The 24491-nt window shown below is 45.9% G+C and carries 19 protein-coding genes; 7 read left to right on the top strand and 12 right to left on the bottom strand.

Going from position 1 to position 24491, the window contains the following annotated elements:
- Nucleotides 1-181: 181 nt before the first annotated feature.
- The gene (locus tag C7475_RS32090; RefSeq protein ID WP_158286671.1) at nucleotides 182-1618 is read right to left on the bottom strand and encodes a T9SS type A sorting domain-containing protein; all 1437 of its coding nucleotides are present in this window, start codon (nucleotides 1616-1618) and stop codon (nucleotides 182-184) included.
- Between the two features lie 139 nt (nucleotides 1619-1757).
- Between C7475_RS32090 and C7475_RS32085 the strand changes: the two genes are divergently transcribed.
- Nucleotides 1758-2114, top strand: coding sequence for a Crp/Fnr family transcriptional regulator (locus C7475_RS32085; RefSeq protein WP_110057534.1), 357 nt, complete (start codon nucleotides 1758-1760; stop codon nucleotides 2112-2114).
- Nucleotides 2115-2137: 23 nt separating this feature from the next.
- Here C7475_RS32085 and C7475_RS32080 read toward each other — a convergent pair whose 3' ends face one another.
- Entirely contained in the window at nucleotides 2138-2860 is a 723-nt protein-coding gene (locus C7475_RS32080) for a hypothetical protein (RefSeq protein ID WP_110057533.1), read from the bottom strand.
- Between the two features lie 335 nt (nucleotides 2861-3195).
- Here C7475_RS32080 and C7475_RS32075 point away from each other — a divergent pair, with 335 nt between their 5' ends.
- Together C7475_RS32075 and bla are read left to right on the top strand one after the other, a co-directional pair.
- Nucleotides 3196-5838 (top strand): amino acid adenylation domain-containing protein, encoded by a 2643-nt coding sequence (locus tag C7475_RS32075; protein WP_110057532.1) that lies wholly within the window; start codon nucleotides 3196-3198, stop codon nucleotides 5836-5838.
- 10 nt (nucleotides 5839-5848) lie between these two features.
- Nucleotides 5849-6739 (top strand): class A beta-lactamase, subclass A2, encoded by an 891-nt coding sequence (bla, locus tag C7475_RS32070; protein WP_110057531.1) that lies wholly within the window; start codon nucleotides 5849-5851, stop codon nucleotides 6737-6739.
- Here bla and C7475_RS32065 read toward each other — a convergent pair.
- Entirely contained in the window at nucleotides 6732-9854 is a 3123-nt protein-coding gene (locus tag C7475_RS32065; RefSeq protein ID WP_110057530.1) for a lantibiotic dehydratase, read from the bottom strand. The genes bla and C7475_RS32065 overlap by 8 nt on opposite strands.
- Nucleotides 9855-10100: 246 nt before the next feature.
- On the opposite strand from C7475_RS32065, the gene C7475_RS33100 reads away from it, so the two are divergent.
- The 4 genes from C7475_RS33100 to C7475_RS32050 all read left to right on the top strand — a co-directional run bounded on the left by C7475_RS33100 (nucleotide 10101) and on the right by C7475_RS32050 (nucleotide 12474).
- Nucleotides 10101-10256 carry a hypothetical protein gene (locus C7475_RS33100; RefSeq protein ID WP_158286670.1) on the top strand — a complete coding sequence of 52 codons (156 nt, stop codon included), beginning with the start codon at nucleotides 10101-10103 and terminating at the stop codon, nucleotides 10254-10256.
- A gap of 37 nt (nucleotides 10257-10293) precedes the next feature.
- Nucleotides 10294-10479 carry a hypothetical protein gene (locus tag C7475_RS32060; protein WP_110057529.1) on the top strand — a complete coding sequence of 62 codons (186 nt, stop codon included), beginning with the start codon at nucleotides 10294-10296 and terminating at the stop codon, nucleotides 10477-10479.
- Nucleotides 10480-10542: 63 nt separating this feature from the next.
- Nucleotides 10543-11754: a lanthionine synthetase C family protein gene (locus C7475_RS32055; protein WP_110057528.1), complete on the top strand. Its 1212-nt coding sequence runs from the start codon at nucleotides 10543-10545 to the stop codon at nucleotides 11752-11754.
- Nucleotides 11755-11847: 93 nt separating this feature from the next.
- Nucleotides 11848-12474: a response regulator transcription factor gene (locus C7475_RS32050; protein WP_110057527.1), complete on the top strand. Its 627-nt coding sequence runs from the start codon at nucleotides 11848-11850 to the stop codon at nucleotides 12472-12474.
- On the opposite strand, the gene C7475_RS32045 is transcribed toward C7475_RS32050, so the two are convergent.
- From C7475_RS32045 to C7475_RS32005, 9 genes are all read right to left on the bottom strand, one after another.
- Nucleotides 12475-13587, bottom strand: coding sequence for a hypothetical protein (locus tag C7475_RS32045; protein WP_110057526.1), 1113 nt, complete (start codon nucleotides 13585-13587; stop codon nucleotides 12475-12477).
- Nucleotides 13588-13668: 81 nt separating this feature from the next.
- Nucleotides 13669-14160, bottom strand: a complete 492-nt coding sequence (locus C7475_RS32040; RefSeq protein ID WP_110057525.1) for a hypothetical protein — start codon at nucleotides 14158-14160, stop codon at nucleotides 13669-13671.
- The gene (locus C7475_RS32035; protein ID WP_110057524.1) at nucleotides 14141-15412 is read right to left on the bottom strand and encodes a condensation domain-containing protein; all 1272 of its coding nucleotides are present in this window, start codon (nucleotides 15410-15412) and stop codon (nucleotides 14141-14143) included. The genes C7475_RS32040 and C7475_RS32035 overlap by 20 nt, the downstream gene beginning before the upstream one ends.
- A 7-nt stretch (nucleotides 15413-15419) precedes the next feature.
- Nucleotides 15420-16733 (bottom strand): condensation domain-containing protein, encoded by a 1314-nt coding sequence (locus C7475_RS32030; protein WP_110057523.1) that lies wholly within the window; start codon nucleotides 16731-16733, stop codon nucleotides 15420-15422.
- Nucleotides 16734-16749: 16 nt separating this feature from the next.
- Nucleotides 16750-17949 (bottom strand): glycosyltransferase, encoded by a 1200-nt coding sequence (locus tag C7475_RS32025; protein WP_110057522.1) that lies wholly within the window; start codon nucleotides 17947-17949, stop codon nucleotides 16750-16752.
- Nucleotides 17950-17962: 13 nt separating this feature from the next.
- Nucleotides 17963-19186 carry a glycosyltransferase gene (locus C7475_RS32020; protein ID WP_110057521.1) on the bottom strand — a complete coding sequence of 408 codons (1224 nt, stop codon included), beginning with the start codon at nucleotides 19184-19186 and terminating at the stop codon, nucleotides 17963-17965.
- On the bottom strand, nucleotides 19153-19980 hold the full coding sequence (locus C7475_RS32015; RefSeq protein ID WP_110057520.1) for an alpha/beta fold hydrolase: 828 nt from the start codon (nucleotides 19978-19980) through the stop codon (nucleotides 19153-19155). The genes C7475_RS32020 and C7475_RS32015 overlap by 34 nt, the downstream gene beginning before the upstream one ends.
- The gene (locus C7475_RS32010; protein ID WP_110057519.1) at nucleotides 19962-20270 is read right to left on the bottom strand and encodes an acyl carrier protein; all 309 of its coding nucleotides are present in this window, start codon (nucleotides 20268-20270) and stop codon (nucleotides 19962-19964) included. The genes C7475_RS32015 and C7475_RS32010 overlap by 19 nt, the downstream gene beginning before the upstream one ends.
- A complete protein-coding gene (locus C7475_RS32005) occupies nucleotides 20258-24490 on the bottom strand; it encodes a type I polyketide synthase (RefSeq protein ID WP_110057518.1) in 4233 nt (1410 codons plus the stop codon). The genes C7475_RS32010 and C7475_RS32005 overlap by 13 nt, the downstream gene beginning before the upstream one ends.
- Nucleotide 24491: the final 1 nt, after the last annotated feature.

Genomic DNA, 24491 nt, shown 5'->3' with positions numbered 1-24491 from the left:
GACTATGTGCCTATCAGCCTATCAGCGAATCTTTAACTATATACCGATCCCCCAAAAAGATGAGTACGATCATTAGTATCGGAGGACTGAGAGGAACTTCATTAAAATGGTTTCTCAGCCCTCCTCATAACTAATGATGTCTATTTATGTTGTTAATACCAGCCAGCATCGTTTCAGAAGATCAGCGTCTCACCAGGATCTTCTTGGATTGTTTGCCATCAGAGATAATATACACACCATTGGTAAGCGTTGATGGAAGGTTGATTTCCAGTTTATTGAGGCCATTCACAACGCCATACTTCTGCCTTGAGAGAACACGGCCGTTGAGGTCAGATATGGTGATATATTTTTCGTTTTCGCCTTTGGTGTTAATCTCCATAAAGACTTTACCTGTCGTTGGTACCGGATATAACTTAACTGGTGTGATAGCTTCATTTCTGTTTGTGGGCGCTCCTTTTCGAGCGGCGGCCCCGGGTACATTTATTCTCAGCTTATAACACTTATCGGATGAGGTCCCACCTGTGTAAGGATTGACTTCTACGAGATAGTAGTTACCTCCTCCATTGAATATTTCTACAGAACCATAGTCTTCATTGTATTCTACATGGTCAAATCCAACGTCAGCAAGGAAGGGATCTGTCACGATTACCCGGCAATCAGGCCAGAGACCGTCTGCTCTTACTTCACAGTAATATGCACCTGAAGGGACATAGAACAGATAGAAGTCCGGATCCTGTAGTTTTGAAATGATGTCAGTATTAATTGGTATTTCGGGAGCTTCAATGTCGTTATTATTAGGCTCATACCAATCTGCGCATTCCTGTGATGGCTGGGTGTTCACCGTCAGCTGATAGCATTCGGGACTGATGGCAAGTCCCTGACTGCTGGTTTCAATGTAGTAAGTACCTGCAGGTGCTCCGTACTGGAAAAGATGTTTGGTTTTATTGGTTGCATCATATACACCTGAACGGAGAGGTATACCATTAGCATTTTTAATGTCGAATTGCAGATGTTCTGAAACAACATTCGTCATATACGCACTGATGGTAGACGGCGTGTCGATCGTAAATTTAAAGTAATCTCTGTCAACGTAATCTGAGATCCTGCCTGCGACTGTTTGTCCGATAGCAATAGTCTTTGCAGAATCCAATATATCGTTGTACTCAAAAGTGTCTAGGCAGAGTGGGGGAATTGCCAATCCAACATTAAGTGTATAACAGGTTTCCGAAGGTTCTCCATAAGCGCCTACATAGATATAACATCTTCCTCCGACGGTGTTAAAATTGAGAACGACGTCGACGGCTGGATCAAGCGACCAGTCATATTCTCCGGTGGCGTCGTTGTAAATTCCCAGATATGTGTTGGCGGCTGGATTATGTAGGGTGATATGTATCGCCGAATTAGCCGGGGCATTTATCTGATAAGTATCATTATCGCCCGAAGGGTATATCGCGCCTTGAATGTCCGTATTCGTCGGTATCAATGCGGCTGTTTCGTCTGTGTTGTTAGGCTCATAGGCAGATACGCAGGGTAATGTGGTATCTGCCGTGTTAGATGCCCCCCTTAGAGAGGTACATGCAAATACGATGGCTAACAAATTGAGTAAAAGTTTTTTCATAAATGAATGGTTTGAAAATGTATATAAAAATGAGTGTGCTGGGTTGAACATTTTCCAGGGACAACGGGCTGGTTATATTATGTAAATTACTAATTATTGCTGCAATAATCCTGCATCGGGTAATCACATTTCGCCTGAAGTGTTTGATAGTCTCAAACTTTGTTTTCATATAGAAACATTAACAGATGTACAGGCCATAAAGATCACCAGAGAACAGAACGAGTTCCTGATAGAGCATTCTGCGGTCTTTGAACGGTGGATACGTAAGCTTAATGAAAAGGCTTTCATCTATACTTATGACAGGGTATTTACCATGCTGATGATGGATGCTACACAACGATCTCATAAGCTGTTGGAGGAAGAGCCGCATCTGATACAGATGTTCTCCAACTATCATATCGCCTCTTACCTGGGCATTGCTCCGCAATCTTTAGGCAGGATTAGAACGCATGGCCAATACTATTCAGCATGGAGATGTATAACACTTCCAGGTTGAATAGTAGGTCTTACAACAAAAGGCTAACTGAACTTAATATCGCTCAGGTCAATGGAAACCAGCAAAGGCTCTGGCGTTAAAGGCATATTGTTTTCAAGCCTTGCATATACACGCCTTTTGGTGGCAACCTTGATACCGGAAACATCCACGTAATCTGATAGATAATGAGCCGCGCCTGCACCTCCCAAAACGTCAACGTCGTAGTCATGCCTTCTGATCAGACCATCTGCGCCGACATAAAATGTCTGCACCGCGCCGTGGCTGGCTACACCTTCAGGAAACTTCACTCTTAACCTGCGCCAGGTTTCTCCATTCTCTTCCCACGGTTCAAGTTCTGTTACTTCATAATCAGGTGAAGCAAAGTTGAAAGGAGCATTAAAATAAGTCCACATGGCATAGCCGATAAAGTAGACCAGTTGCAACCTGCTCCAGGGTGTCTCCAGGTTGTGTCCATTGAAGGAGTCGCGAGGGGCAGACAGTTCTTCCACAACTTCGCCATTTACATTTTCAATGGCTACATAGTTTCCGCGGAAAACCGTGTGCCAGCCTTTCTGGACAAAAGGATAATGTGATGCCCATTGCTTTTTAAGATTGACGGTTACATCAATTTCATTCATCACTTCCGGGTGGCCTTTCATAGGCCAGGTAACACCGCCATTTTTAAGATGTGCCGAAATGGTCTCAAAGCGTTCCCAATTTGACAATCCGCCATGGGCATCTATTACAAGTTTTAATAAGTCGTTCATGATGTTTAGTTTTTTTTGTGTAAAAGTGCCGGACCTCTACGTCCCATGCACAATGTAAAGTAACGACAGTCTGTTTCCCTGACCATTCACATATGTGAATAAATGGACTCCCTCGGAAGAAAAGCAACTCATCAATTCATCCATCATTTTTTCTATTTAAATTTAGGTTATTATTGGCAGTACAATTACCGTGACAGTCAGTATCCACTGATACTTTTGGGGAAAGTATACCTGCTACGGACAGATCAGCTATAGATGGGATTATTTGATAAGGCCGAACTAATTCCGGTTTTTGCTTGTTAGAAATATATAATCAGGACCATATATGAAGGACTATGTCAGAGAGACATGAGAATACACGGGATTCCACGCTTACATCGGACTATCGCAATTCAAGCCCATTCGAGTTACGTTCTTTACCGGAACTCATCCATGAAAAAGCGTTACAGTACCCCGATAAGATCGCGCTACGCTTCAGAGATGATGTGTTGACTTATTTTAATTTAAATAATTCTGCTAACCAATATGCAAGGCTACTTGCAGAATATGGCGTTAAACGTGGCTGCATTGTCGGTCTTGCAGTTGACCGCTCTCCCGAAATGGTGATCATTATGTTGGCTATTGTCAAGTCTGGTGCTGCCTATGTGCCACTAGATCCCGAATATCCCCAGGCGAGAATTGAATTCATGTTGGAAGATACGGAGGCTGGTTTTCTGATCACCGAAGAAAAATACGGCAATAGATTTCAGGCTAAAGGAAAGGTGATCCTGTTGGAAGACCTGCGCCGGCAGTCGCCATTATATTCCGTGGAGCCTCCGGTCATAACTACCAATATGGATGACGTTGTTTATGTGTTATTCACATCCGGATCTACTGGAAGGCCAAAAGGTGCACAGATCACACAACGTGGATTGATGAATTTCCTTATAGAAATGCAACAAGAACCCGGCCTGGATGAGAGTGACAGGGTATTGGCACTTACGACAATTTCTTTCGATATTTCTGGTCTCGAACTATACCTTCCCTTAATAACCGGAGCCGAAGTTGTATTAACAGATGCTGCAACATCGAAGGACACCCGGTTGCTGATGGAGATCGTCAAACAACAGGGCGTAACAGTGATGCAGGCAACTCCAGCTACCTGGAGGATGATGCTGGAATCCTGGAGTGGAAGATTACCTATAAAAGCTTTGATCGGCGGTGAGGCCTTGTCCAAGAAACTGGCGGAAAGATTATTGGAGAAGTGCGACTCCTTATGGAATATGTACGGTCCCACAGAAACTACTGTATGGTCTACATATAAGCGGATACATGCGGATGACGAAATCATCACTGTTGGGCGCCCTATCAATAATATGTTCGCCTATATCCTGGATAATCAGCTAAGACCGGTGCCTGATGGCACAGTAGGAGAGATCTTCATGGGCGGCGTAGGAGTAGGTAAGGGGTATATGAACAGGCCCGAACTAAACGAGCAGTTGTTTATGGACGATCCTTTCTCTGACATGCCTGGAGCGCGAATGTATAAAACAGGAGATCTCGGCAGAATTGTCGGGGGAGGAGAGATCCAGTGCCTGGGCAGAATAGATCATCAGGTAAAGATCCGGGGGTACAGGATTGAACTGGGGGAAATTGAACATACCCTGAGTAAACAAAAGGGAGTAAAGGATGTAGTTGTCCTGCCTAAAGATGAACGACTGGTAGCATATATTGTCCTCGAACAAGGTTATACCGCACACTTCGCAGAATGGCTACAGGCATTAAGAAAAACCTTGCCTGAATACATGGTGCCCAGCAATTTTGTGACACTGCCTGGCTTCCCCTTGTCGCCTAACGGTAAGGTAGACCGGAATGCATTGGAGGCGATGAGGCAGGAAATGGAAAAGGCTAATAGAATATACACCGCTCCTCGTACAGAACAGGAAAGGCTCATTGCAGGTATCTGGAGTGATCTGTTGCATGTGGACCAGGTGGGTATCAGAGACGACTTTTTTGAACTGGGAGGTACTTCCATTATCGCTATGCAAATCATGGCGAGGCTCGAAAGAGAAACCGGGAAACGTTTGCCGCTCGCTAGTTTATTCACTGCCAATACTGTTGAAAAGCTCTCTAAACAGATGGAGCTGGACGACCAGTCCATTTCATGGGAGTTACTGGTACCTGTAAAACCTACAGGAAATAAACCACCCATTTTCTTCGTCAATGGCCTCGATATGAATGTGCTGCTGTTCAACAACATTGCCCGTAACATGGACCCTGATCAGCCGGTATATGGTTTTCAGCCAAGAGGGCTGAATGGGGTGGACGAGCCATTTGAAACGATAGAGGATATGGCGGCAGAATATATTGCTGCGTTACTGAAGAAAGACTTTACAGATGAATATATCCTGGCCGGATACTCATATGGTGGCATTGTTGCTTTTGAAATGTGCCGGCAGTTACAAATGATGGGCAAGCGAGTGAAGATACTGGCGATGCTGGACACCTATGCCTACAATGTTGGGTATTTTGAAACCGGTCTCCCTAAATATATTACGAAAATAAAACGCCAGTTTCCCAAGTTGCTTTTTATAACAGGTTCTCTCGCACGGCAGCCTATGGAAACACTTCGTTATCAACAATCTTTCTTCATTCGCAAATACAACGAGTTCGCCGTATATATGGGATTGCAAGGCCCGGCAGAATCAGAGACAGCGGAAGATAAGATCAATGAAAAATATGAAGCTGCCTACCGCAAATATCACATGCAACCTTCCGATGCCTGCGTAATAGATCTATTCCGCGTAGATACAAGGCTATATTTTCTGGATGATCCCGTTTATCTGGGTTGGAAACCGTACGCATTGAAAGGGATCAATATACATGTTGTCAAAGGCAATCACAAGACATTTCTAATGCCTCCCAATGATAAAGATTTCGCTATCTTGTTGCAGCGATTGGTGGACGATCGCACAAAACAGGACACAGATAGTAAATAGTATTGACCCAATGAAGCATCGTATTTTATGCGGCAGTCTTGCGCTGCCTTTTTTACTGCTCACTCTTCAAAGCACTGCTCAAAAAAATATTGATAGAAATAAGGTTTATGAGATAGCCGGAGCCGCACAGGGACATGTTGGTATGGCCATGTTGTCTCTGGAGGATGGAGATACCATGACCCTGAACGGGAATGACCGCTTTCCTATGCAGAGCGTATTCAAGTTTCCACTGGCAATAGCTGTACTCGATCAGGTAGACAAGGGAAAGCTGGCCCTCGATGAGGTTATCCATATCAGGAAAGAGGATTTAATGCCGAAGACCTGGAGCCCTATCCGTGACAAATTCCCGGAAGGCACAGATATGAAGCTGAGAGATATCCTGGCATATACTGTATCCCAGAGCGATAATAATGGCTGTGATCTGCTGTTCCGCTTAGTGGGAGGCACTGAATATGTGAATAAGTATATTCATGGTCTTGGTATCGACAGCATCGCGATCAAAGCAACAGAAAAGCAAATGGGGCAGGCATGGGATGTACAATATACAAACTGGTCATCGCCGGTAGCCATGCTTGGTTTGTTACAGAAGGTGTATGCCGGCAGGTATCTCTCTAAAACCAGCAACGACTTTTTGCTGAAAGTCCTGAGAGAAACGACCACATGTCCCAACAGAATGAGAGGCTTATTGCCTAAAGACGCAGTCGTGGCACATAAAACAGGTACTTCAGGTACCAGTGCGGCCGGTATTACTGCGGCAACAAACGATGTAGGAATTGTCACCCTGCCCAATGGCAAGCATTATGCGATCGCCGTTTTTGTAAGTAATTCAAAAGCAGATGAAGCCACCCGCGATGCCATTGTTGCACAGCTGACGCATTTGTTCTGGAATACCGCTAAATAAGCTGCTGCTTTTGCATAGCGACCTGCGACTCATAATATTTGTTCAGGAAATGATAGATGATCAGTTCCTGTTTCCGTTGGTTAGATAATAACATCCGGTTCAGGAACATATGAATATAACTGCCAATTAGGTCATCCCATCGCTCAACAGGTGCATGTTGTATTGCTTGCCGGATGTGGGATGACCTTATTGCGAATAGGGCTATCGCTTCTTCTATTTCATTTTCTGTGTCCTGGCGGGCGTCCAGGAAGGTGCTGATCTGCCGCATATATTTCCGGTAACCACTGTTTAATTGGGTCTGTAAAGACTGACCTCCGCCAAACTCCTGGAAGAAGTGATGTTGTAATCTTTTCAGATACGCGGATTTCTGTTGTAGTGAATAACCGAAATCCTGTAATAGCATGTCTACTCCACGCAAAGTCAGCAGCCAGCGATAATTTTCTCCCTCTTCACCTTCCAGCAGATCAATACAGCCTAATACCGCCTCGCTGTCGTAGCAGAAAAGACTTTCACTCCATTCAATAGTATCAGCGCCATACCGTTCTATTTCCCTGATATAAGTATCCGTCTGTATTTTATGAATCAGACCGGGATCTAGTTCCCGGGAAATGATCGTATTAAGTTCCGATAGCACCGTTTTCCAGAAGTCTTTATTATTAGCATGATGGAAACGTACCCTGATATGGTCATCCGGATCGGTATACCGGATGAAGAACCACTTATCGATAATACCCTTCCTGTTAAGATCTTCCACCAATGGTTTGATCACTGTTCTAAGGACTTTCTCCGTTGTATTGATGCCGGCATATATTTTTACATACAGCCATTCACTACCTGGCAGGAAGTGCCGTTGTGGAAGTGTTGTAATATTAATAGGAACGAGTGTTTTTGCCTGTTTGACTACTGTACTTTTAAAGGGAATGATCAATTCGTTGGTAAAACGTCCGGCAGGTCCTGCTACCCAGCAATTTCCCGGTGCTTGCAATACTTCCTGTAAGGTGACCTCCTCTGTTTTAAGCAGCGTGGCCACCAGTAGATGCACGCAGGACTCGTTTTCCAGGTCAATAAACAGCTCATTGTCCCTTTCTGTAATAGATAGATACCGGGGCAAACGTAAAGCCGCTCTGATGTCTTTAAATATGCGGAAATGATCCTGTGCACCTGCATGTTTTACAAGCAGGGGATAGTCTTTTTTATGCAACGTCCAGGTGCATTTCTGGAGCACGAATTTCTTATAACGGACCCGTGGCAGAAAAGGTGCTGTTACTGGCAGGTTCCATTGCCAGCCAGTGGCATGATGCAGTTCCTGAAACTGAAGGTCGCAGAGGAACTTATACATCGGAAGGCTACCCATGCTGAAGTTATGTGCTGTACTTAAACGGGGAATTACCCTTTTATTAAACTTCCGGGATCGGAGGATGATCGTATTATTTTCTACCAGTACCATCAGGTCTGTTACAGGTAGCTGATGATCTGCGTCAACACTGCCCTTGCCCAGATATATAATCTCGTAATCCCTTAATTGTGGTCGTAGCAGGATGTTCCCTGTACGGGCTTCAGGTAAATGAATGATCTCTGCATAGATGATGTCAGGATTGTGCTGTGCTTCTTCCTTGAGACATTCCTGTACTTTCTCTTTGAGTATGTCATCGCCATGACAGAACCTGCCCAGTAGATTGGCTGCTGAAGGTCCGCCACAGGAGCTAAAGTCAAACAGATAGTTCCCATTGTCTACAGCCTGTGCACTCTCACTGACAATACTTCCCATGAGATAAAAGCTGTCAGGAACAGGGATACCCTCTATAGTTGAAAGACTTTCTATGTCCGCATCAGTCAATACAATTTCCGTTTGTTGCTGTTGTATACATTCCAGGTATCGTTTTACCTGGAAGTCCCGCATTTTATTCCAGGAAATGCTGTCCGATGTAGCTACACTCTTTATCACGATATCGTCCAGTAAAGGCGCGTAGGCAGCATAGTGACTGGTATAAGCTCCATACCCGATACCGGCTTCCGTATCCAGCGCAATGGCCAGTGGAATTTCCTGTTCTTCATACCGCTCTCTGAAATTTTTACTGAAGTTTTGCAGATCACTGGTCCGGTCTGGTGCCGGCAGTTTCCATAGGCTGGTTAGCTGTTCCTGTATTTCCGAGATGGTTTGTTGGCTGATGGTATTGGCCGTGGTAGAAAGGAAAAGATCTGTCTGTACAAGGTCTTTGTTGTTAGTATCTGGCAGTAATTGTTTAACAAGATGATGTGTTTGCAGGTACTTGTCAATACCAGCTGTAGGTACGCTGAGTAGTTGCTTAATGGCAGACAAAGTCTCATGAATGCCTTCCGTATGCTGTAGCCCTTTTAGCTTCCTGGTCAGTACATGGAAAAATTCTTCACCTGTAATGGTCGGTTCCAGCTCGCTGATAAGCACTTGGCTGTCTATCAGTTCTGATAAGAATTCCCTGGCTTCATCTTCCGTGATCTCCTCGCTTGTCATATGTGCACAAAGCTCCCCGATAGTAGCGCCAGTAGCCGCCTTTTCTAATATCTCTTCCAGGTAGTTTGAATAGTTGACAGCAGTAAGATCATATAAGCGGAACTTATTTTTAACGGTGAATGCTGCATAACGATACGTATCTCCCGTTTGGTATAACGAGTTATTCGGATAATAATGTAACTGCTCCCGTACAGCCGGTATCAGTGCTATCTTTTCTGCCAGTTCGGCGACATAGTTCATATCCAGCCGGCAGTATTTCCGGTGAGCCATTACATCTTCGACATTGATATTGGTGAATGTGTCAAATGCCCCGGTTGCACAACCGGCAAACAGACCATAGGGGGTACAACGGGTACTCATGCGTAACAGGTATCTGAACAGTGACAAAACCAGTTTGTTAATGTCCTTCTCTCCGGTGAGCTGCCCTCTCTGCCATTTCCGTAATTCATTGCTTAGTTCCGGTGATGCGATATAAATAGCTTCCGCCAGATAAGGATCGGTAAATGTCTGTTTTATCTCGTCAGCCAATGCAGCATATGGAAGCTGTAAAAAGCGGGTTAAAAAGTCTACCGGCAGCAATGGAGCTCTAAGCAGATAGAAGCCTTTATTGGTTATCATAGTCATGTGAATACAGGTAAAAAGATAGCTTTTATACACACACCGGAAGCCCCCCTTAAAAGGTGATATTTTTTTTACTGGAAAAAAATGTCAGAAATTCCCCCTTTCCAGTGATGAGGGGAAGCAGGCTTTATCCTTATCTTTAAACGTATCTTTTAAACGTAATGAAAACCGTGCCCACATTTCCCACTGTTGAAATCTGACCGCTAAAGACAAGTATTCATTTCTTAATATTTAAACCAGTTGTTAACTATGAAAAAAGCGTCAAGCAGAAAGCTGAACCTTGGCAAGATAAAGATCGCCAAACTGAGCACAGCCAAACAGGAATCGAACCCACAGGCAAATGCTCCTACCTACACCGGTTGCAGTCTTTTCAGATGCCCTCCGCCTGAGAATGGCAGACACTAAGTACAGCAGTTTATTCAAAATCTAAAACCGCATTCTTATGAAAAAGAAAACAGAGAAGAAGCTGGACCTTGGTAAGATCAAGATCGCCAGTTTAACCCGCACAAAACAGGATACGAACGGTATAGCGCAAGTGCCTACTACCACAATCCTCTCCTTCAGAGTTTGTACGGATGATATCAGCCAGGGTGCGCCTATTTGCAGCGTTGACTCTTGCCGATTCTAAATTGATCATGGTGCGGCTTGCTGTGGTTGTTAGTCGCACCATGATTTTTGTATCTGATGAAATATGGATGATAAAAGAGCGGTAAAGATCTTACAGGAAATCAGTCTTTCACTCGACTATCTTACAGCAGAAGCAGCTTCTCCCGGTTTATTGGGCGGTTATACAGGTGCTGCATTATTCTTTGCATACTACTATCAGTTAACAGGAAAAAAGAAATACCTGCAGAAGGTGCACCAGCTGCTGGAAAGAAGTGTGCACGATATTGCCGGAACAGCTTTACCATTCTCGCATTGCAGCGGTATTGCCGGGATGGTCTGGAATATTCAACATCTCAGCAAAGCTGGCTTTGTGAATGAAGACGGTATGCAAGACATTTTTGAAGAAGTAGATGAAGTACTGGGTACAGCCATGCTGGATGCCCTGCAACAGGGGCGGCATGATTTTCTGCATGAAGGATTGGGCATTGCACTATATTTCCTGGAAAGAGCCGCACATCCACAGGCTAAAGAATACCTGGAAGCTGTAGCATCAAACCTGGCATTAACAGCAATTAAAACACCAGATGGTATCGCCTGGCAGGATCACCTGACCGGGCTGGCCGATAGACCTCCCGGCGAAGTTTCTTTCAATATGGGATTGGCGCATGGCGCTCCTGCCATTATATCTATACTTGGAATGATCCACCACAAAGGCATTGCGGTTGAACAAACCAATGACCTCATCAGAAAAGGCATATCCTGGATACTCTCTACAGAGAACAGTCCGGAAGATGGATTGACCGCATTATATCCCGTACTGGTAGATGTTGAGGGCAAACCATTGACCGGGAAACAAAGCCGGCTTGGATGGTGCTATGGCGATCTGGGAATTGCCATCCTGCTATTGAATGCAGGGACCTGGTTAGGGGATAAAACCTATCAGGAGAAAGCGCTGCAGATCTTTCATCATACGCTGGAACACCGGCATATAAAAAACAGCCATATACATGACGCCTGTCTTTGTCATGGTAGTGCCGGTATTGCGCATATTTACAGGCGAGCCTGGCTGCATACAAAAGATACCGTCTTATTAGAGGGAGCAACGCATTGGTTACAACAGACCTTACAGATGAATACACACAAAGATGGCCCCGGAGGCTACCGTTTTTTCGGAAAAGATGCCTATGAAAACAGTTACGGTATCCTGGAAGGAGCAGCCGGTATTGGTCTTTCCCTAATGGCTGCCATCGATCAGGATACTGATCCTGCATGGGACCGGTGTATATTATTATGTTGATATTTTCGTTATATTACATATAATGCCGATCACCTGCCATGAATTGCATGTAACCCTCTACAGCACATATTGGCATCTTAAATTGGATAACCCATGATCCGCCTGTATTTCGTAAACAACCACCCGTTGATCCTGGAAGGCCTGCATTCCCTTCTTGGTCCCGAGCATGACATATTACTGGCTGGATATGCCCGGAGTGGCTGTGGCTGCCTTAAATTCCTCCTCCATAACACGGTCGATATCATTATGCTGGATACCTGCCTGCCGGATATAGACAGCGTCGAATTATGTGCTAATATTAAAATGTACTACCCGAATGTGTCTATGCTTATCCTGGGCGCCCTCAGGGAGGAAAAGTTCATCTCTGAATTGTTTCATTGTGGCGCCAGCGGTTACATTGTCAATACAGCAGACAAAGACGAGTTGCTCTGCGCTATACATACCGTATACACTGGGGATAACTACCTATCCCCGGCCATCAAGCAGGCCATGAAAAGTGAGCGGGAGGGCATACAAAAAAATTTCCCTCCTCTTACGAGAAGGGAAAAAGAAGTTTTATGCCTGATTTCAGAAGGAAATACAAATACTGAGATCGCAGGAAAGTTGTTTATCAGTGCAGATACTGTGAACAGTCACCGGAAAAAATTACTAGCCAAACTGGAGGTGAAAAACACCGCTATGCTGATCAAGTATGCTGTTGACAACAAACTGTTGGTATGATCAATTGCTTTTGAAGGCAATTTTCTCCACCACAACACCCAGCTTTTTCATAGCAGAAGCGTCAGTCTTCACTTTCTTGTCGCCGGTTACCTGGTCGTACAATTTAGGATCGCTGGAGTTATTAGCTTTGAATGCGATATTCACACCTTTACCGGCAAAAGCACCACCTTCCCAGTCTGCCACTTGTCCGCCGTTGTCCCACTCAAACCCATTGATCCTGAAGTCTCTGCCGTTTACCTTTACAACTTTATCCAGCGGGTCGCCAACCTTAATACCGAACGGAGGTTTCCATTTGGAATTCTCTTTAGTGAAAGTAACGCTGGTACCGCCGGCTCCATTGAACTGTACGATCATCTCGTTGTCAGTATCAGGGAACACATAGAAAGCCGTACCGTCGTCATTACCCTGGAAATCCTGGGCGGTACGTTCTTCTACATTTTGCTTACCATACATTGTATATAACTGGTTTACGTCAGTCAGTTTGAAGATCTGCCTTACGTCCCAATTGAATTCGTCAGCCACCGGAGATGTTGGCGCTGCAGGTGCGGCTGGCGTAGTGCCTGGTTCTGCCGGTATACCCGTAGCAGTGGTAGCCGGATTCGCAGCTGATGTTTCAGAAGCGCTGCTATTGCTTTCCGTTGTATTGTTCTGGGCTACTGCCGGTGCTATCTGCAATGGCGGCAACGTAGCCGGAATAGCGCCTGTGGTATAGAGGCTGGATTTTTCTTCCAGCAGTTCTTTCGTTTCTCCTTTGAACTTATTTACCGTGTACGTCGCCAGTGGGAATACACTGTTGCTTTGCAGGTTCATTGCCCGCAGGTGGCCAATAAATTGTTGTCTGTTGCCATTACTGAACTGGTAAATGAACTTCAGCGCGGCATCAAGTGCTGCAGGGTCTTTTTTCAGTTCTGTCATCGTTTTATCTATATCCAGTCCGGCAGCGCCGCTTCTCGACATCTGTTCTGTCACAAAAACAATGAGGGAATCATTTCTTACCTCATAGCGCTTGGCTAACTTATCAGAAAAGTCTTCTGCAAGCTTATCTTCCAGTTTTGTTTGCGCCTGTATCGTAAGGGGTAAAATGAATGCTAATATGGCAATGATGCGTTTCATGCATGGTCGTTTTAGTAATGGGAATTGGACTGTTAACAATCAGGCAATTACCATGACTAAATTATGTAATATTCCTGATTGTTAGTGCGGATACAGCTTTTTTACCTTATGGATCGGCTGAAGGGTAAAGAAAACGGCCATCCCTCCGGCCAGTATTCCTGAGAGAATTGACAGCAGCGTACCATTAAAGCTGTAATTCTCGGGTAAGCAGGCATGAATACCCAGCATAGCGGCTAACGTCAGAAGCAGGGTGATTATTGCGTTCAGGAACGCTGTTTTTAGCATGAAACGGACCTTGATCTTCTTCGGTGGAAGGACAGTGAACACCTGTTCCTTTTCCAGCAGTGCAGTTGTTTTATTTAATATATCAATAGTTATACACAGCGGCAGCAACAGGGACATCGGCAGGAAGAACCTCGCTATGGGGTGTTCTCCCCGGAACATGTATACAGCATTCAGGTCATCAAAGCCGAAATAGGGCACCAGTGCATTAATGATCACATTGGTAATGAAATAGAACAGTACCTGCCGCTGTGTAAACTTCTTCAGAATACTATTGATGGGCTGGTTCATGGACAGGGTTTATGGGGAGTAATTCCTGCATCTTCTTCACAATAGCCCTGGCTTTTGCTTCTTCCAAAAAAGTCTCGCAGGAAATAAACGAAAAGTCTGTCTGCCCTCTGAACGTACTTACCACCAGGGTATTAGCATTCCGCCAGGGAAATGCAGCACTTGGGCTATAGAGGGTTTCCAGTTCGAATGTATCATACCTTTCAGGGATGTCCAGCTTGCCCATATTGGAAAGGGTGACATCGTGTGTACCATCGGTTTTTTTCAGGAAACTGACCATACAATTAGCGGCTGAATGAAAATACTCGCTCGTCAATAGCTGTTTTCGTACGTCCATCTTATCTATTGCGGTGATCAGGTCCGTTTTAAGCTGCCTCGCTTTCGCCCAGAAGCTCCCTTCTGTTTTACTGATACTCAGTTCTGCGATGGGAGCAAAGGCAAACAGGTGATCCTGTTTTATTTCAGGTATGAACCGGCGTATATCTACGGGACAGATCACTTTACGATGAGAGGTATTTCCCATTACATGGCGGTGGGCCTCCATAAAGGCTACGGAAAAAACGGCATGTGGGGATGCGTTCTCTATCTTACAGGCATTGATCAATGCTGTCGTTGCTGCCTGGTCCAGCTTCCAGCGTACCATATAATGTTTCCCCTGTGCAGGTAGTTGTCCTCGTGTTTGAAGCGCCAATAGGGGAACTGCTACCTTTGACAGCAGCCATAGCTTCAGCTGTAGTTTCCAACTGGATAATGATGCCGGAATGAAATCATGAATGGATTCGAAAGAAGGATAGGGGATTAATACTGTTTCCGGTTTATCCAGCACCTGTAATAGTTCACGCATCAGGGTGAGGATAGAGGTCCCGTCACAGATACAGTGAGGCAGTACTAATAACAGCTCAGAAACATCGTTTGAGCGTAACCATATAACCCTCGCCAGTGGGCCTTTACGCACATTGAATGTATGTTCCCACTCGGTTGCAGATACCTGCTGCCAGTGGTTATCATCCTGTCGTTCTATCATTTGTATGGGAATAGGAGGGATCTTGGTATCTGATACAAAATAAGGCCTGCTATTTTCATCTTCCCTGATCACAACGCCCAGCAGCGGATGTTTCTGTTGCAGTTTGCCCAGGGCATGTATCAGGCCTTCCAGGGTGATGGCGCCACGTATCTTCGCCGTAAAAATGCAGTTAACAGTAGCTGCCGGATCTACATACATGATCCTTTCACCCAGTATTAATTTTCTGTTCATAGAATGGTTAAATAATTGATGATAACGCCGGCGTGGGCGTGACTACATGCAAGTCTTCCAGTAATATGGTCATTGCATGTTCTTTAATGGCCAATGCTTCCTGGTAGTCCAGTACTGCATGATTGGATACAAATGAAAAGTCTATTTGGCCTTTATATGTAGATGTGATGATGGTTGTCGGATTGGCAAATGGCCCCACTACTGTCGGACTGAATATAGTGTCTACTTCGAAGGATTGGTATTTATCGGGTACATCCAGTTTGCCCATATTGGAAAACATCAGGTCATAAACCGGTTTCCCGTAGGTAAGGAACTTCCGCATATGTTTAATGCCTCCATGCGCATATTCAAAAGGTAGCATAAAGTCATAAGGGTTCATCTGTTTCATCTTCTGTGTAGCTACTGCCTGTAATAACTGCACCCTTTCCCAGAATGTAAGATCAGGTACATTATTGACAGAGAGCTCCAGAGACATGCCAAAGGAAAAGATCACATCTTTCTTTATTTCAGGAATAAACCTTCTGATGTCTACCGGGCAGGTGATCTTGTTCATCGCCCTTTCCCCGAGCACCTGTTTAAACGCTCTGAGGAAGGATACGCACAATGCTGTATTGACGGTCACCGCATGTGTGGTACAATGCTGGAACAACGCTGCAGAGGTCTGCGTATCCAGTTTCCAGTGTATAAGATAATCGTCTTCCCTGCTTACCGTTTTCTTATTGCGGGTGGAAATAAATGTAGCTATCGTTGCCAGTACAGTCTGTATGAATGCTCCCTTCAGCCGCGCCTTTAGTACCTGCCGTGTGCCTGTTAGTACATTGGCCGGCACAATGTCCTGCAGGGTTGTGAAAGTCGGATGAATACCGATATCATAGGAAGGATCATCCAGCACAGCCAGTATCTCCTTCACCAACATTAACCCGCCTCCTCCGTCACACATGCAGTGATGAAAAGCCAGCAGCAATTCCGATTGCCTGCTGCCTTTCAGCCAAACCATCCTGATCAGCGGACCATTAGGTATATCAAATACCGACGCCCAGGCAGCCCTGGTTTCCTGTTGCCAGTCGTCCGCACTTGTACGGTCCTTTATGGTCAGTGGAATGGCATGATACACCTCTGGAATGGTGAAATAAGGTGTACCTGCCTTGTCCTGCACAATGCCGGCTCTTAACAGCGGATGTTTAGCTTGTATTTTCGACAATGCATTATACAGATGTTCTGCTGTCAGCGTACCGTTTATCCTGATCACAAATATGCCGTTGAAAGGTGTGGCGCCATCTCCCAGCATCAATCTTTCGGGTAGTAGTAGTTTGCGTTTCATAACAGCGAATGATTGGTTAAACAGAAAGAGTGCTCTTCTTTTCCTGTGCAAATGTTTCCAATAGCGCTACTGCTTTATCGTTACCTCCTGCCTCTATGAATGTATCGCGAATGTGTTGTGCTGCCTGCCGGTATTGCGGATTGTCCAGTACCTCCCACATAGCAGCTTTGAGGTCCGGGATACGTAAACGCTTATATCTGAGTTTGATACCGCAGCCTGAATTCTCGATAAGCGAAGCCGTATGAAAATGATCATAGGCGATCGGTGTGATCAGCATAGGTAGGCCATTCAGAAAGGCATCATTCACCGTGTTAAAACCTCCGTGACAGATCACCGCATTCATATGCGGCATTAGCTGTGTTTGCGGTACAAATCCCTGGACAATGAAATTATCCGGCCATTGCGGAAAGATGGCAGGATCAGTTGCCGCCACAATAGTAATAGGCTCATCAGCGAATGCAGCTATCAGTTTACGGAAGAAATCCTTTCGGATGTCTACCAGCAATGTTCCCAGGGAAACGAACACTTTCGGTGACATCGCACGCGAAAGTCTTTCCCAGTCAAAAGGTGTGTTATTCGGACGGCCTTTTACAGGACCTACAAACTTCATGTGTGGCAATGGTGTTTTGCTGCCTGCAAATTCCTGCGATGTGAAAACGATATTCATATCCCGCGAGTGGATCACATATTCATCGGTATAGACGCCCAGTTCGTATTGCAGGTTCTTGATGAGGCTTTGCTGCCATTCAAAGATCCTGGGCGATTGCATCGCATCGCCGGTAACGTCGGGAGGTACGGGTGTAGTAGTTACACAGGGGATGTCTTTCAGATGGGCACAGATAGCGCCTGCGAACGTGATACAATCACTGATGATAACATCCGGTCCGAATTCGTCGGCTATCCTGGATACTCCCGGCAGCATGATACGGGCAAAGGGAACATAGGTGCCCTCCAGCGCCAGTTTCAGCGTTTCAACACCCGACAGGTTCGGGCCGTCATCCTGCATTTTCAGGATAGTCTGTATAGCTAGTTGATGCTTTTCCAGTTCTGCATGCGGAACAATGAATTGCCCTCCGGCAGGTATATGTTCCGCTGCCAGTTCCTTTAACCCGACCCATATTACCTCATGGCCTTTTGCCAGCAAGCTGGCTCCTACACTAAGGGTAGGACTGATGTGCCCAAAGAATGGCGGCACAACGAACATAAATTTAGACATGCGTTGACATTGATTAATGATAGAAACGGTTACGGTGAAAGGCCATGCCGCCGCCCGGGTCAGATAGCTTTTCCAGCAGATCAATAGCTGTGGCGGCGCCTCCCGCCTGCTCGAACGACTGACGGATACGTTGTGCAGCTGCCTTGTAAGCCGGATTTGACAATACTTCCAATACGGCCGCTTTTAGATGAAGCGCCCTGAATCGTTTGTAGTTCAATCTAACTCCGCTTTCAGCCTGTATCACCCTGCCCGCTACGTGCGATTGGTCATAGGCTATAGGGATAACCACCAATGGCAGGCCGTGAGATAAGGTTTCACATACTGTATTGTGGCCGCCATGGCATACCACTGCATCCAGGTAAGGGAGTAATTCCAGCTGGGGTACCTTTTCCTGCACCAGGAAATTGTCCGGCCACGCTTCAAACAGCGCCGTGTCTGATACGACAATGACCGATACCGGTTCATTCCCCAATGCTTCGATCACCTTTCCGAAGAATTCCTTTTTGTAGCTGTGGTCAAAAGTAGTCCCGATAGACACCAGGACACGTGGATGCTGGTCCATCTCATGAAACCGCTCCCAGTCAAAACTGTTCGTAACCTGCCTGTTTTGAATAACCGGCCCTACGAACTTGTAATGATCAGGTAAAGGCATTTCTCCGAAAAAGCGTTTGGATGTATACACCAGCGTAAGGGCATCGGAGGTAGCTACGGACGTGTCTCCGGGAATGCCCAGTTCCTGCTGCAGTGCTACGATCTGTCTGATCTCCCATTCATGTATGCCCGGCAGGTCTTCCATCATCTTGATGGCTGCCGGTGCGGTCACAGACGTGGCATAGGGTATTTGTAAGCGCCAGGCGGCAATAGCGCCTGCAAATAACTGATGATCATTGATGATAACATCCGGCTTAAAATCCTGCAGGATAGTGATGATCCCGTCAAACATAAACCTGTTCAAAGGGATCAGCACTTCCTCATACAGGAACTTGATGCTTTCTATTCCTGACACGTTCTTCTTCGTGATCTGATCAAGGTATTGTTCACTGTTCTTTTTAGCTATATCATCCTGATCGTACTGCACAGCGAGTAATTCACCTCCCTTCGGCAGTCTGGCTGCCAGCGAGGGATCAAGGCTGATCCAGGCTACCCGGTGACCACGCTCCAATAGCGCAGCTCCCAGGCTTAATGTGGGATTGATATGCCCCATCAGTGGTGGTACGATAAACGCAAAGCTTGCCATAATTTGTAGTTGATCTGTTTGAATTTGACATGCCAGCCCATATAGAAATCCTTCAGTTTGTTAGCAACTTCCAACGGCTGCTGGATAGGCAGGTTATGATCTCCCTCTATCAATGTCATTTTGGAGCGTGGTACCGTATGATACAGCTTGCGGCCGGATGGCAGGCAATTAGAGCCTTTACCATATATCAGCAGCGTATCGTGTGTAACATTGCCAATAGCATCATCGGAAAAAAAGAACCGCTCATTGTGCATGTCTTCTTTAATACTTGTTTCATAGAACAGGTATTCATACATCCGGTGATTCTTGTCCAGCTGCCTTTTACCTATCCGCATACGTGTAGTATCCGTATAGTTATTGATATAGTCTACCAGGAATTCCTTACTGTAGATGTCAATAATGCTCAATGTCTCATTGTCACAGGGATCAGGCGCTTCTATGACCGCCAGCTTTTTCACCCTTGAAGGATAACGGATAGCCATTTTCATGGCAACCAATCCACCGTAACTATAACCTGCCAGGTGTACTGATTTTAAGTGCAGTGCATCCATAAGGTCCCGCAGGTCGTCTGTCATTGCATGCAGGTCATATCCATATTGACAACGTTCACTCATACCGTGGCTTTTCATATCGTACATCACCACATGGAAATCCTGCGCCAGTACGGGCGCAATGTTGAAATAATAAACAGATAGGTTGCTGAACATGCCATGGATCAACACAATGGTTTCTCTCGCACCTTTGTTGAATTCCTGGATATGAACGCTTTTGTTTTTTACTTGGATGACTGGCATGTTTCTATATAATTTATGATGTCATCGAGTTTCAGGTTTATCAGCTGATCGAGGTCCATACCCGATAACCAGCCGGTAAAGTCAATGTGCTCGCCGAAATGTGATTTCACTTTTTCAGAGAAAGAAACAATTTCAATACTATCCATTTCAAGGTCCCGGGTGAAAGAGCTTTCACGGGAAATGTCCAGGTCCTCTGCAAATTCTTCGCCTATTACTTCTGTGATGAATGATTTCAGAATAGTAAAGATCTCTTCATTGTTTAACTTGTGTAGAGTAGTTATAGCGTCCATCCTATGATATAGTTATTGTGTTTAATTGTTTGAATTGTTACATCGCCTATCGTAAGTGTATTGCCGTTTATTGATTCGATTACATATTTCTTTGGGTTGCCCTGCAAGCCTTTGCCGAGGTATTTTCCATAGGCTTCTTTTGCTACCCAGCAGCGGATGATCCACTCTGTTTTGTCGGCAGATGTAATAAGCGCCAGCTCTTGCGGATGGAAGACCATTTCATTAAAACCATCGTTCTTTTCACTGATGGCTTCTATATCTATGCCCACCGGACCACTACTACGGGCAATGGCCACAGCTTCTTTATCTTTATGCGCAAGGGATACATGAATGCCGTTTACCATCGTTCCGTCAGGAAATGGTTTCCCGGCATCATCTTTCCTGATCTCAAATTCTATGGGATAATAAGCTTCCTGTTTTTCCTTTCTGAGCAAGGCTCTTACTGCATCTTTTACTGCTACGCGACTAATGATCCGTTCCTTACGTTTGTTCGGCAACATAGCTCTCAACTCCGCTTTCTCTGCCTGATTGAAGTAACGTTTCATAATGAAATCCCAGGCCACTACACGCTGATAGGTATTGCGGAACAGGAATACGCCAGGCATGATCTCTTCAGAAAGACTGTTATGCAAGGGGGCCATAGACACTTTCCACAGCGGTTCATCAATTTCCAGTCTGGCGTTCTGCCAGCCTGTAATGATCGCCCATACCTCATTATCCCGTTTCAGTATGAAGTCGGCAGTAGCGGTATCGTCATTGATATCTGTCAGTTCACAGGTACATTCAAAAATGCCGCTCTGGTCTTCCATATCGCCATAGAAAGCTACTTCCTGGATCTTCACAGGAAACGCGATCCTGTCTTTCTGTAAGGTTAGTTGCAGCCATAGGCCGAATAGTTGCCCGGCATTGTCAAGTAAAGACCCTTTACCTGAACTGCTTTCTATGATGCCTGTAATACCTTTATCACCTACGGCCACTATCTTCCGGATGCCCTGATAGGCAGGGCCATGGAACATGTGTTGTTCATATATTTCTTCGGAAGATCTGGTAATACTTAAAGGCTTCCCATATTGCAACGACCGGGCTGGAGGGATTGAGTCGTGTTCCGACAAAGTGACCATTGCATTGGCATACTTGTCTATGCTCATAGAGATCGTGAACGGGTCCTGCCATTGCCCTTTTACAGTCGCCCTGAAAGGATTTGCTACGTTCATCCACTGGAACACCTGTATGTGTGAGATGCTTTTTACTTTAGTTTCCGGTGCGTTTGTTACTGCGATGTCAGCAAACAATTCGAAGATCATGGTCATCGGGATAACCGGGTCCATATCATCTGCACAGTGCCATCCCGGTTTCTGGCGCAGCAGGGAATGGTCTATGAGATAAGGCGTATTCTCCAGTGAAATGTCCAGGTCCTTTGATACTGGCAACCGCTTGGGCGGTGTTGTCGTTGTATGATTAAACAGTGCAATGATCTCTTCCTGGATCGCAGTGATCTCGTCACAATTGTCCAGGAATGCCCGCATGACAGGCGTCTCTTCTGCCGGTACAGATACTTTGGCCATTGCTGGCCGCAACGATTTGAGGGCTGCAATATCTCTTACGATAGGAGAGCCTAGCTGTAGTTTTACCGGTGCGCCTTTTACTATTTCCTTCCCCGGTGTAATGCCCAGGAATGACAGATTAATTTGTTTGCCTTCTGCAAACAATGCCGCCAGTACTCTTTGCAGTTGCTCCAATCCCGTCCTGGTAGGAACATTTGCGGATACAGCACTGTAGGATTGACCTTTCAATGTATCATCCACAAAACCTGTTAGCCCGCCTGATCCTGCCTGTATGAACATTCTTACACCTTCTGCATAAAGTTTATCGATCAGCTGCCGGAAACGTACCGGTTTGATAAGGTGATCAATACTCATCTGACGGATCGCTTCAAACTCGCGTGGGTAAGTGTCAAGGGTAGTAGCCGACCATAACGGGATCTTCGTATCCTGGAACTGCACCTTGCTGATACCATCCAGTAGCAGGTCCAGTTTATTGGCTACAAAAGGAGAGTGGAAGCCGGATTGGAAAGGCAATACCTGATGAAAGATCTGCGCTGTTCTCAGTAACGGGATCAGTTGATCCACGGCTTCATTCGTACCGCACAGAATGACCTGCTGCGGACAATTATCCATCGACAGATGAATGTCAGCAATATCATCCAGCATAGGTGCCAACCGCTCATATCCACAACCCACTACGAGAAAGCGTGTGTTTTTTTGTTCAAAGGCGGCCGGGTTCAATTCCTGTAATAACATCAGTACAGAGCTTTCTGCTGCAAGTCCGGAAGAGCGGCCTGCCAGCCATTCCCCGAGGCTATGGCCCGCATTCATGTCAGGATATACCCCCAGCACTTTAAGCGCTGTGTCAAGCACGTGGCTCTTTTCCAGCAATTGTATAGCGGAATCCCAGACGCCTTCTTTACTGGCAGTAGACTGTCCGGATAATGATAATCCGAAGTGACCGGCTACTGAATCAATCTCTCCACCCGCCAGGCCATCGAGGCCAGGGAAAAGAAACGCGACCTTACCACCTTTACTGATCAACGGTTCATTCGTGTACCAGATATCCTGTTTGTTTCTCCACGGCGTATTCCGCTCTACTATTTTGATCGCTTTGCGGATACGTTCAGGCGTAGGGTCAAACAACGCAATGCGATAATCTCCCTGCCCCGGTGTGCTTTGCTGTTGCTCTAATGCCTGTATTAAGGCCTGTTGGCTCTCTCTTGCCAGTAAGATCACTGCTGGTTTTGCGGGTGTAATACCATTGAATAATTTCCGGGGAGATAGATCATTTTCACTAAATCCTTCCACTACCACATGTGCGTTAATGCCTCCGAAACCGAATGCGTTGATGCCAGCACGTTTAGGCAAATCTGTAAGGTTCCAGTCTAAGGTTTCCCTGACAGGTTCAAAACGGGTCTGCTGCATAATGTCCAGCGGAGTATCGCAATGAAGGGTAGGGGGGAGTTTGCTATGATACAGCGCCAGCGCTGTTTTAATGAGACCTGCAATACCGGCCGCAGGCATGGTATGTCCTATCATAGACTTTACCGAACCTATGCCTGCTTTGGGTAATTTACCCGGCTGACCGAAAATGGCAGCCAGTGTTTCCAATTCTGTTTTATCGCCTAATGGTGTTCCCGTACCATGTGCTTCAATGTATCCTACCTGCTGCACATCAATACCTGCCGCATCCCAGGCCTGCCTGATAGCTTTGGCCTGCCCTTTTACAGAAGGGCTCATCACGCTGGTACCAGCACCATCGCTGGATATACCGGTGCCTTTGATAACAGCGTAGATCCTGTCTTTATCCCTGATGGCATCTTCCAGTTTTTTCAGCACTACAAAACCACAGCCTTCTCCTATCAGCAGGCCGTCCGCGTGTTGATCGAAGGGACGGATCTGCTGACGCCGGGAAAGCGCTCCCAGTTGAGTAAAGATGCTCCAGAAGGGAGCATTCTGTGAAACATGTACGCCTCCAGCAATGATCATATCGGCCCTTCCGGAACTCAGTTCCTGGATAGCATGATCTATTGCTATGAGAGAACTGGCACAGGCAGCATCTAAGGTGTACGCCGCCCCGCCCAGGTTTAATCTATTTGCCACCAATGAGGCCACAAGATTAGGGATAAGTCCCATAGCCGTATCAGGCCCAAAACGGCCTTTTTTTGCCTGGAACTCTTTCTTCACTTTATCCAGTTCTTCTGCCGATAATTCTGGCAAAACTGATTGTAAGACCTGTACGATCTGTTCACCTGTGCGTACGATCTCTATGGCCCTTGTAGCACCGGGGCCGGTATAGTTGCCTTTCCCGATGATAATGCCCGTCCTGTCCAGTGGCGTACTGTCTGATACGCCGGCATCCTGTAACGCCTGTTGCGCCAGTGAAAGGGTTAGGAGTTGTTCCGGTTCCGTACCTTCCACGGCCAACGGCAGAATGCCAAACTGGATAGGATCGAACCAGGCATAATCGTCTATAAATCCTCCCTTCCTGCAGTAAAAACGGTCTACCGCATTTGTCCGGGTATCAAAGAAACTGTCGTCCAGCCTGTTGCCGGGTACAGTTTGTATAGCGTCTCGTTTGTTGATAATGTTCTGCCAGAACGCGTGTATGTCGCCGGCTCCCGGGAATATTCCGGACATACCTATAATAGCAGCATCCGCCTGTTTTTTCATT

It is taken from the genome of Chitinophaga sp. S165, from assembly GCF_003182155.1.
GTDB lineage: Bacteria > Bacteroidota > Bacteroidia > Chitinophagales > Chitinophagaceae > Chitinophaga.
Note: the sequence above shows the minus strand (reverse complement) of the source record. Positions and strands in the feature narration are given on the sequence as shown.

What these genes read in the sequence shown, in the direction of transcription:
- C7475_RS32090 (WP_158286671.1), bottom strand. Translation starts at nt 1,618, where the DNA reads ATGAAAAAACTTTTACTCAATTTGTTAGCCATCGTATTTGCATGTACC.
- C7475_RS32080 (WP_110057533.1), bottom strand. Translation starts at nt 2,860, where the DNA reads ATGAACGACTTATTAAAACTTGTAATAGATGCCCATGGCGGATTGTCA.
- C7475_RS32075 (WP_110057532.1), top strand. Translation starts at nt 3,196, where the DNA reads ATGTCAGAGAGACATGAGAATACACGGGATTCCACGCTTACATCGGAC.
- bla (WP_110057531.1), top strand. Translation starts at nt 5,849, where the DNA reads ATGAAGCATCGTATTTTATGCGGCAGTCTTGCGCTGCCTTTTTTACTG.
- C7475_RS32065 (WP_110057530.1), bottom strand. Translation starts at nt 9,854, where the DNA reads ATGACTATGATAACCAATAAAGGCTTCTATCTGCTTAGAGCTCCATTG.
- C7475_RS33100 (WP_158286670.1), top strand. Translation starts at nt 10,101, where the DNA reads ATGAAAAAAGCGTCAAGCAGAAAGCTGAACCTTGGCAAGATAAAGATC.
- C7475_RS32060 (WP_110057529.1), top strand. Translation starts at nt 10,294, where the DNA reads ATGAAAAAGAAAACAGAGAAGAAGCTGGACCTTGGTAAGATCAAGATC.
- C7475_RS32055 (WP_110057528.1), top strand. Translation starts at nt 10,543, where the DNA reads ATGGATGATAAAAGAGCGGTAAAGATCTTACAGGAAATCAGTCTTTCA.
- C7475_RS32050 (WP_110057527.1), top strand. Translation starts at nt 11,848, where the DNA reads ATGATCCGCCTGTATTTCGTAAACAACCACCCGTTGATCCTGGAAGGC.
- C7475_RS32045 (WP_110057526.1), bottom strand. Translation starts at nt 13,587, where the DNA reads ATGAAACGCATCATTGCCATATTAGCATTCATTTTACCCCTTACGATA.
- C7475_RS32040 (WP_110057525.1), bottom strand. Translation starts at nt 14,160, where the DNA reads ATGAACCAGCCCATCAATAGTATTCTGAAGAAGTTTACACAGCGGCAG.
- C7475_RS32035 (WP_110057524.1), bottom strand. Translation starts at nt 15,412, where the DNA reads ATGAACAGAAAATTAATACTGGGTGAAAGGATCATGTATGTAGATCCG.
- C7475_RS32030 (WP_110057523.1), bottom strand. Translation starts at nt 16,733, where the DNA reads ATGAAACGCAAACTACTACTACCCGAAAGATTGATGCTGGGAGATGGC.
- C7475_RS32025 (WP_110057522.1), bottom strand. Translation starts at nt 17,949, where the DNA reads ATGTCTAAATTTATGTTCGTTGTGCCGCCATTCTTTGGGCACATCAGT.
- C7475_RS32020 (WP_110057521.1), bottom strand. Translation starts at nt 19,186, where the DNA reads ATGGCAAGCTTTGCGTTTATCGTACCACCACTGATGGGGCATATCAAT.
- C7475_RS32015 (WP_110057520.1), bottom strand. Translation starts at nt 19,980, where the DNA reads ATGCCAGTCATCCAAGTAAAAAACAAAAGCGTTCATATCCAGGAATTC.
- C7475_RS32010 (WP_110057519.1), bottom strand. Translation starts at nt 20,270, where the DNA reads ATGGACGCTATAACTACTCTACACAAGTTAAACAATGAAGAGATCTTT.
- C7475_RS32005 (WP_110057518.1), bottom strand. Translation starts at nt 24,490, where the DNA reads ATGAAAAAACAGGCGGATGCTGCTATTATAGGTATGTCCGGAATATTC.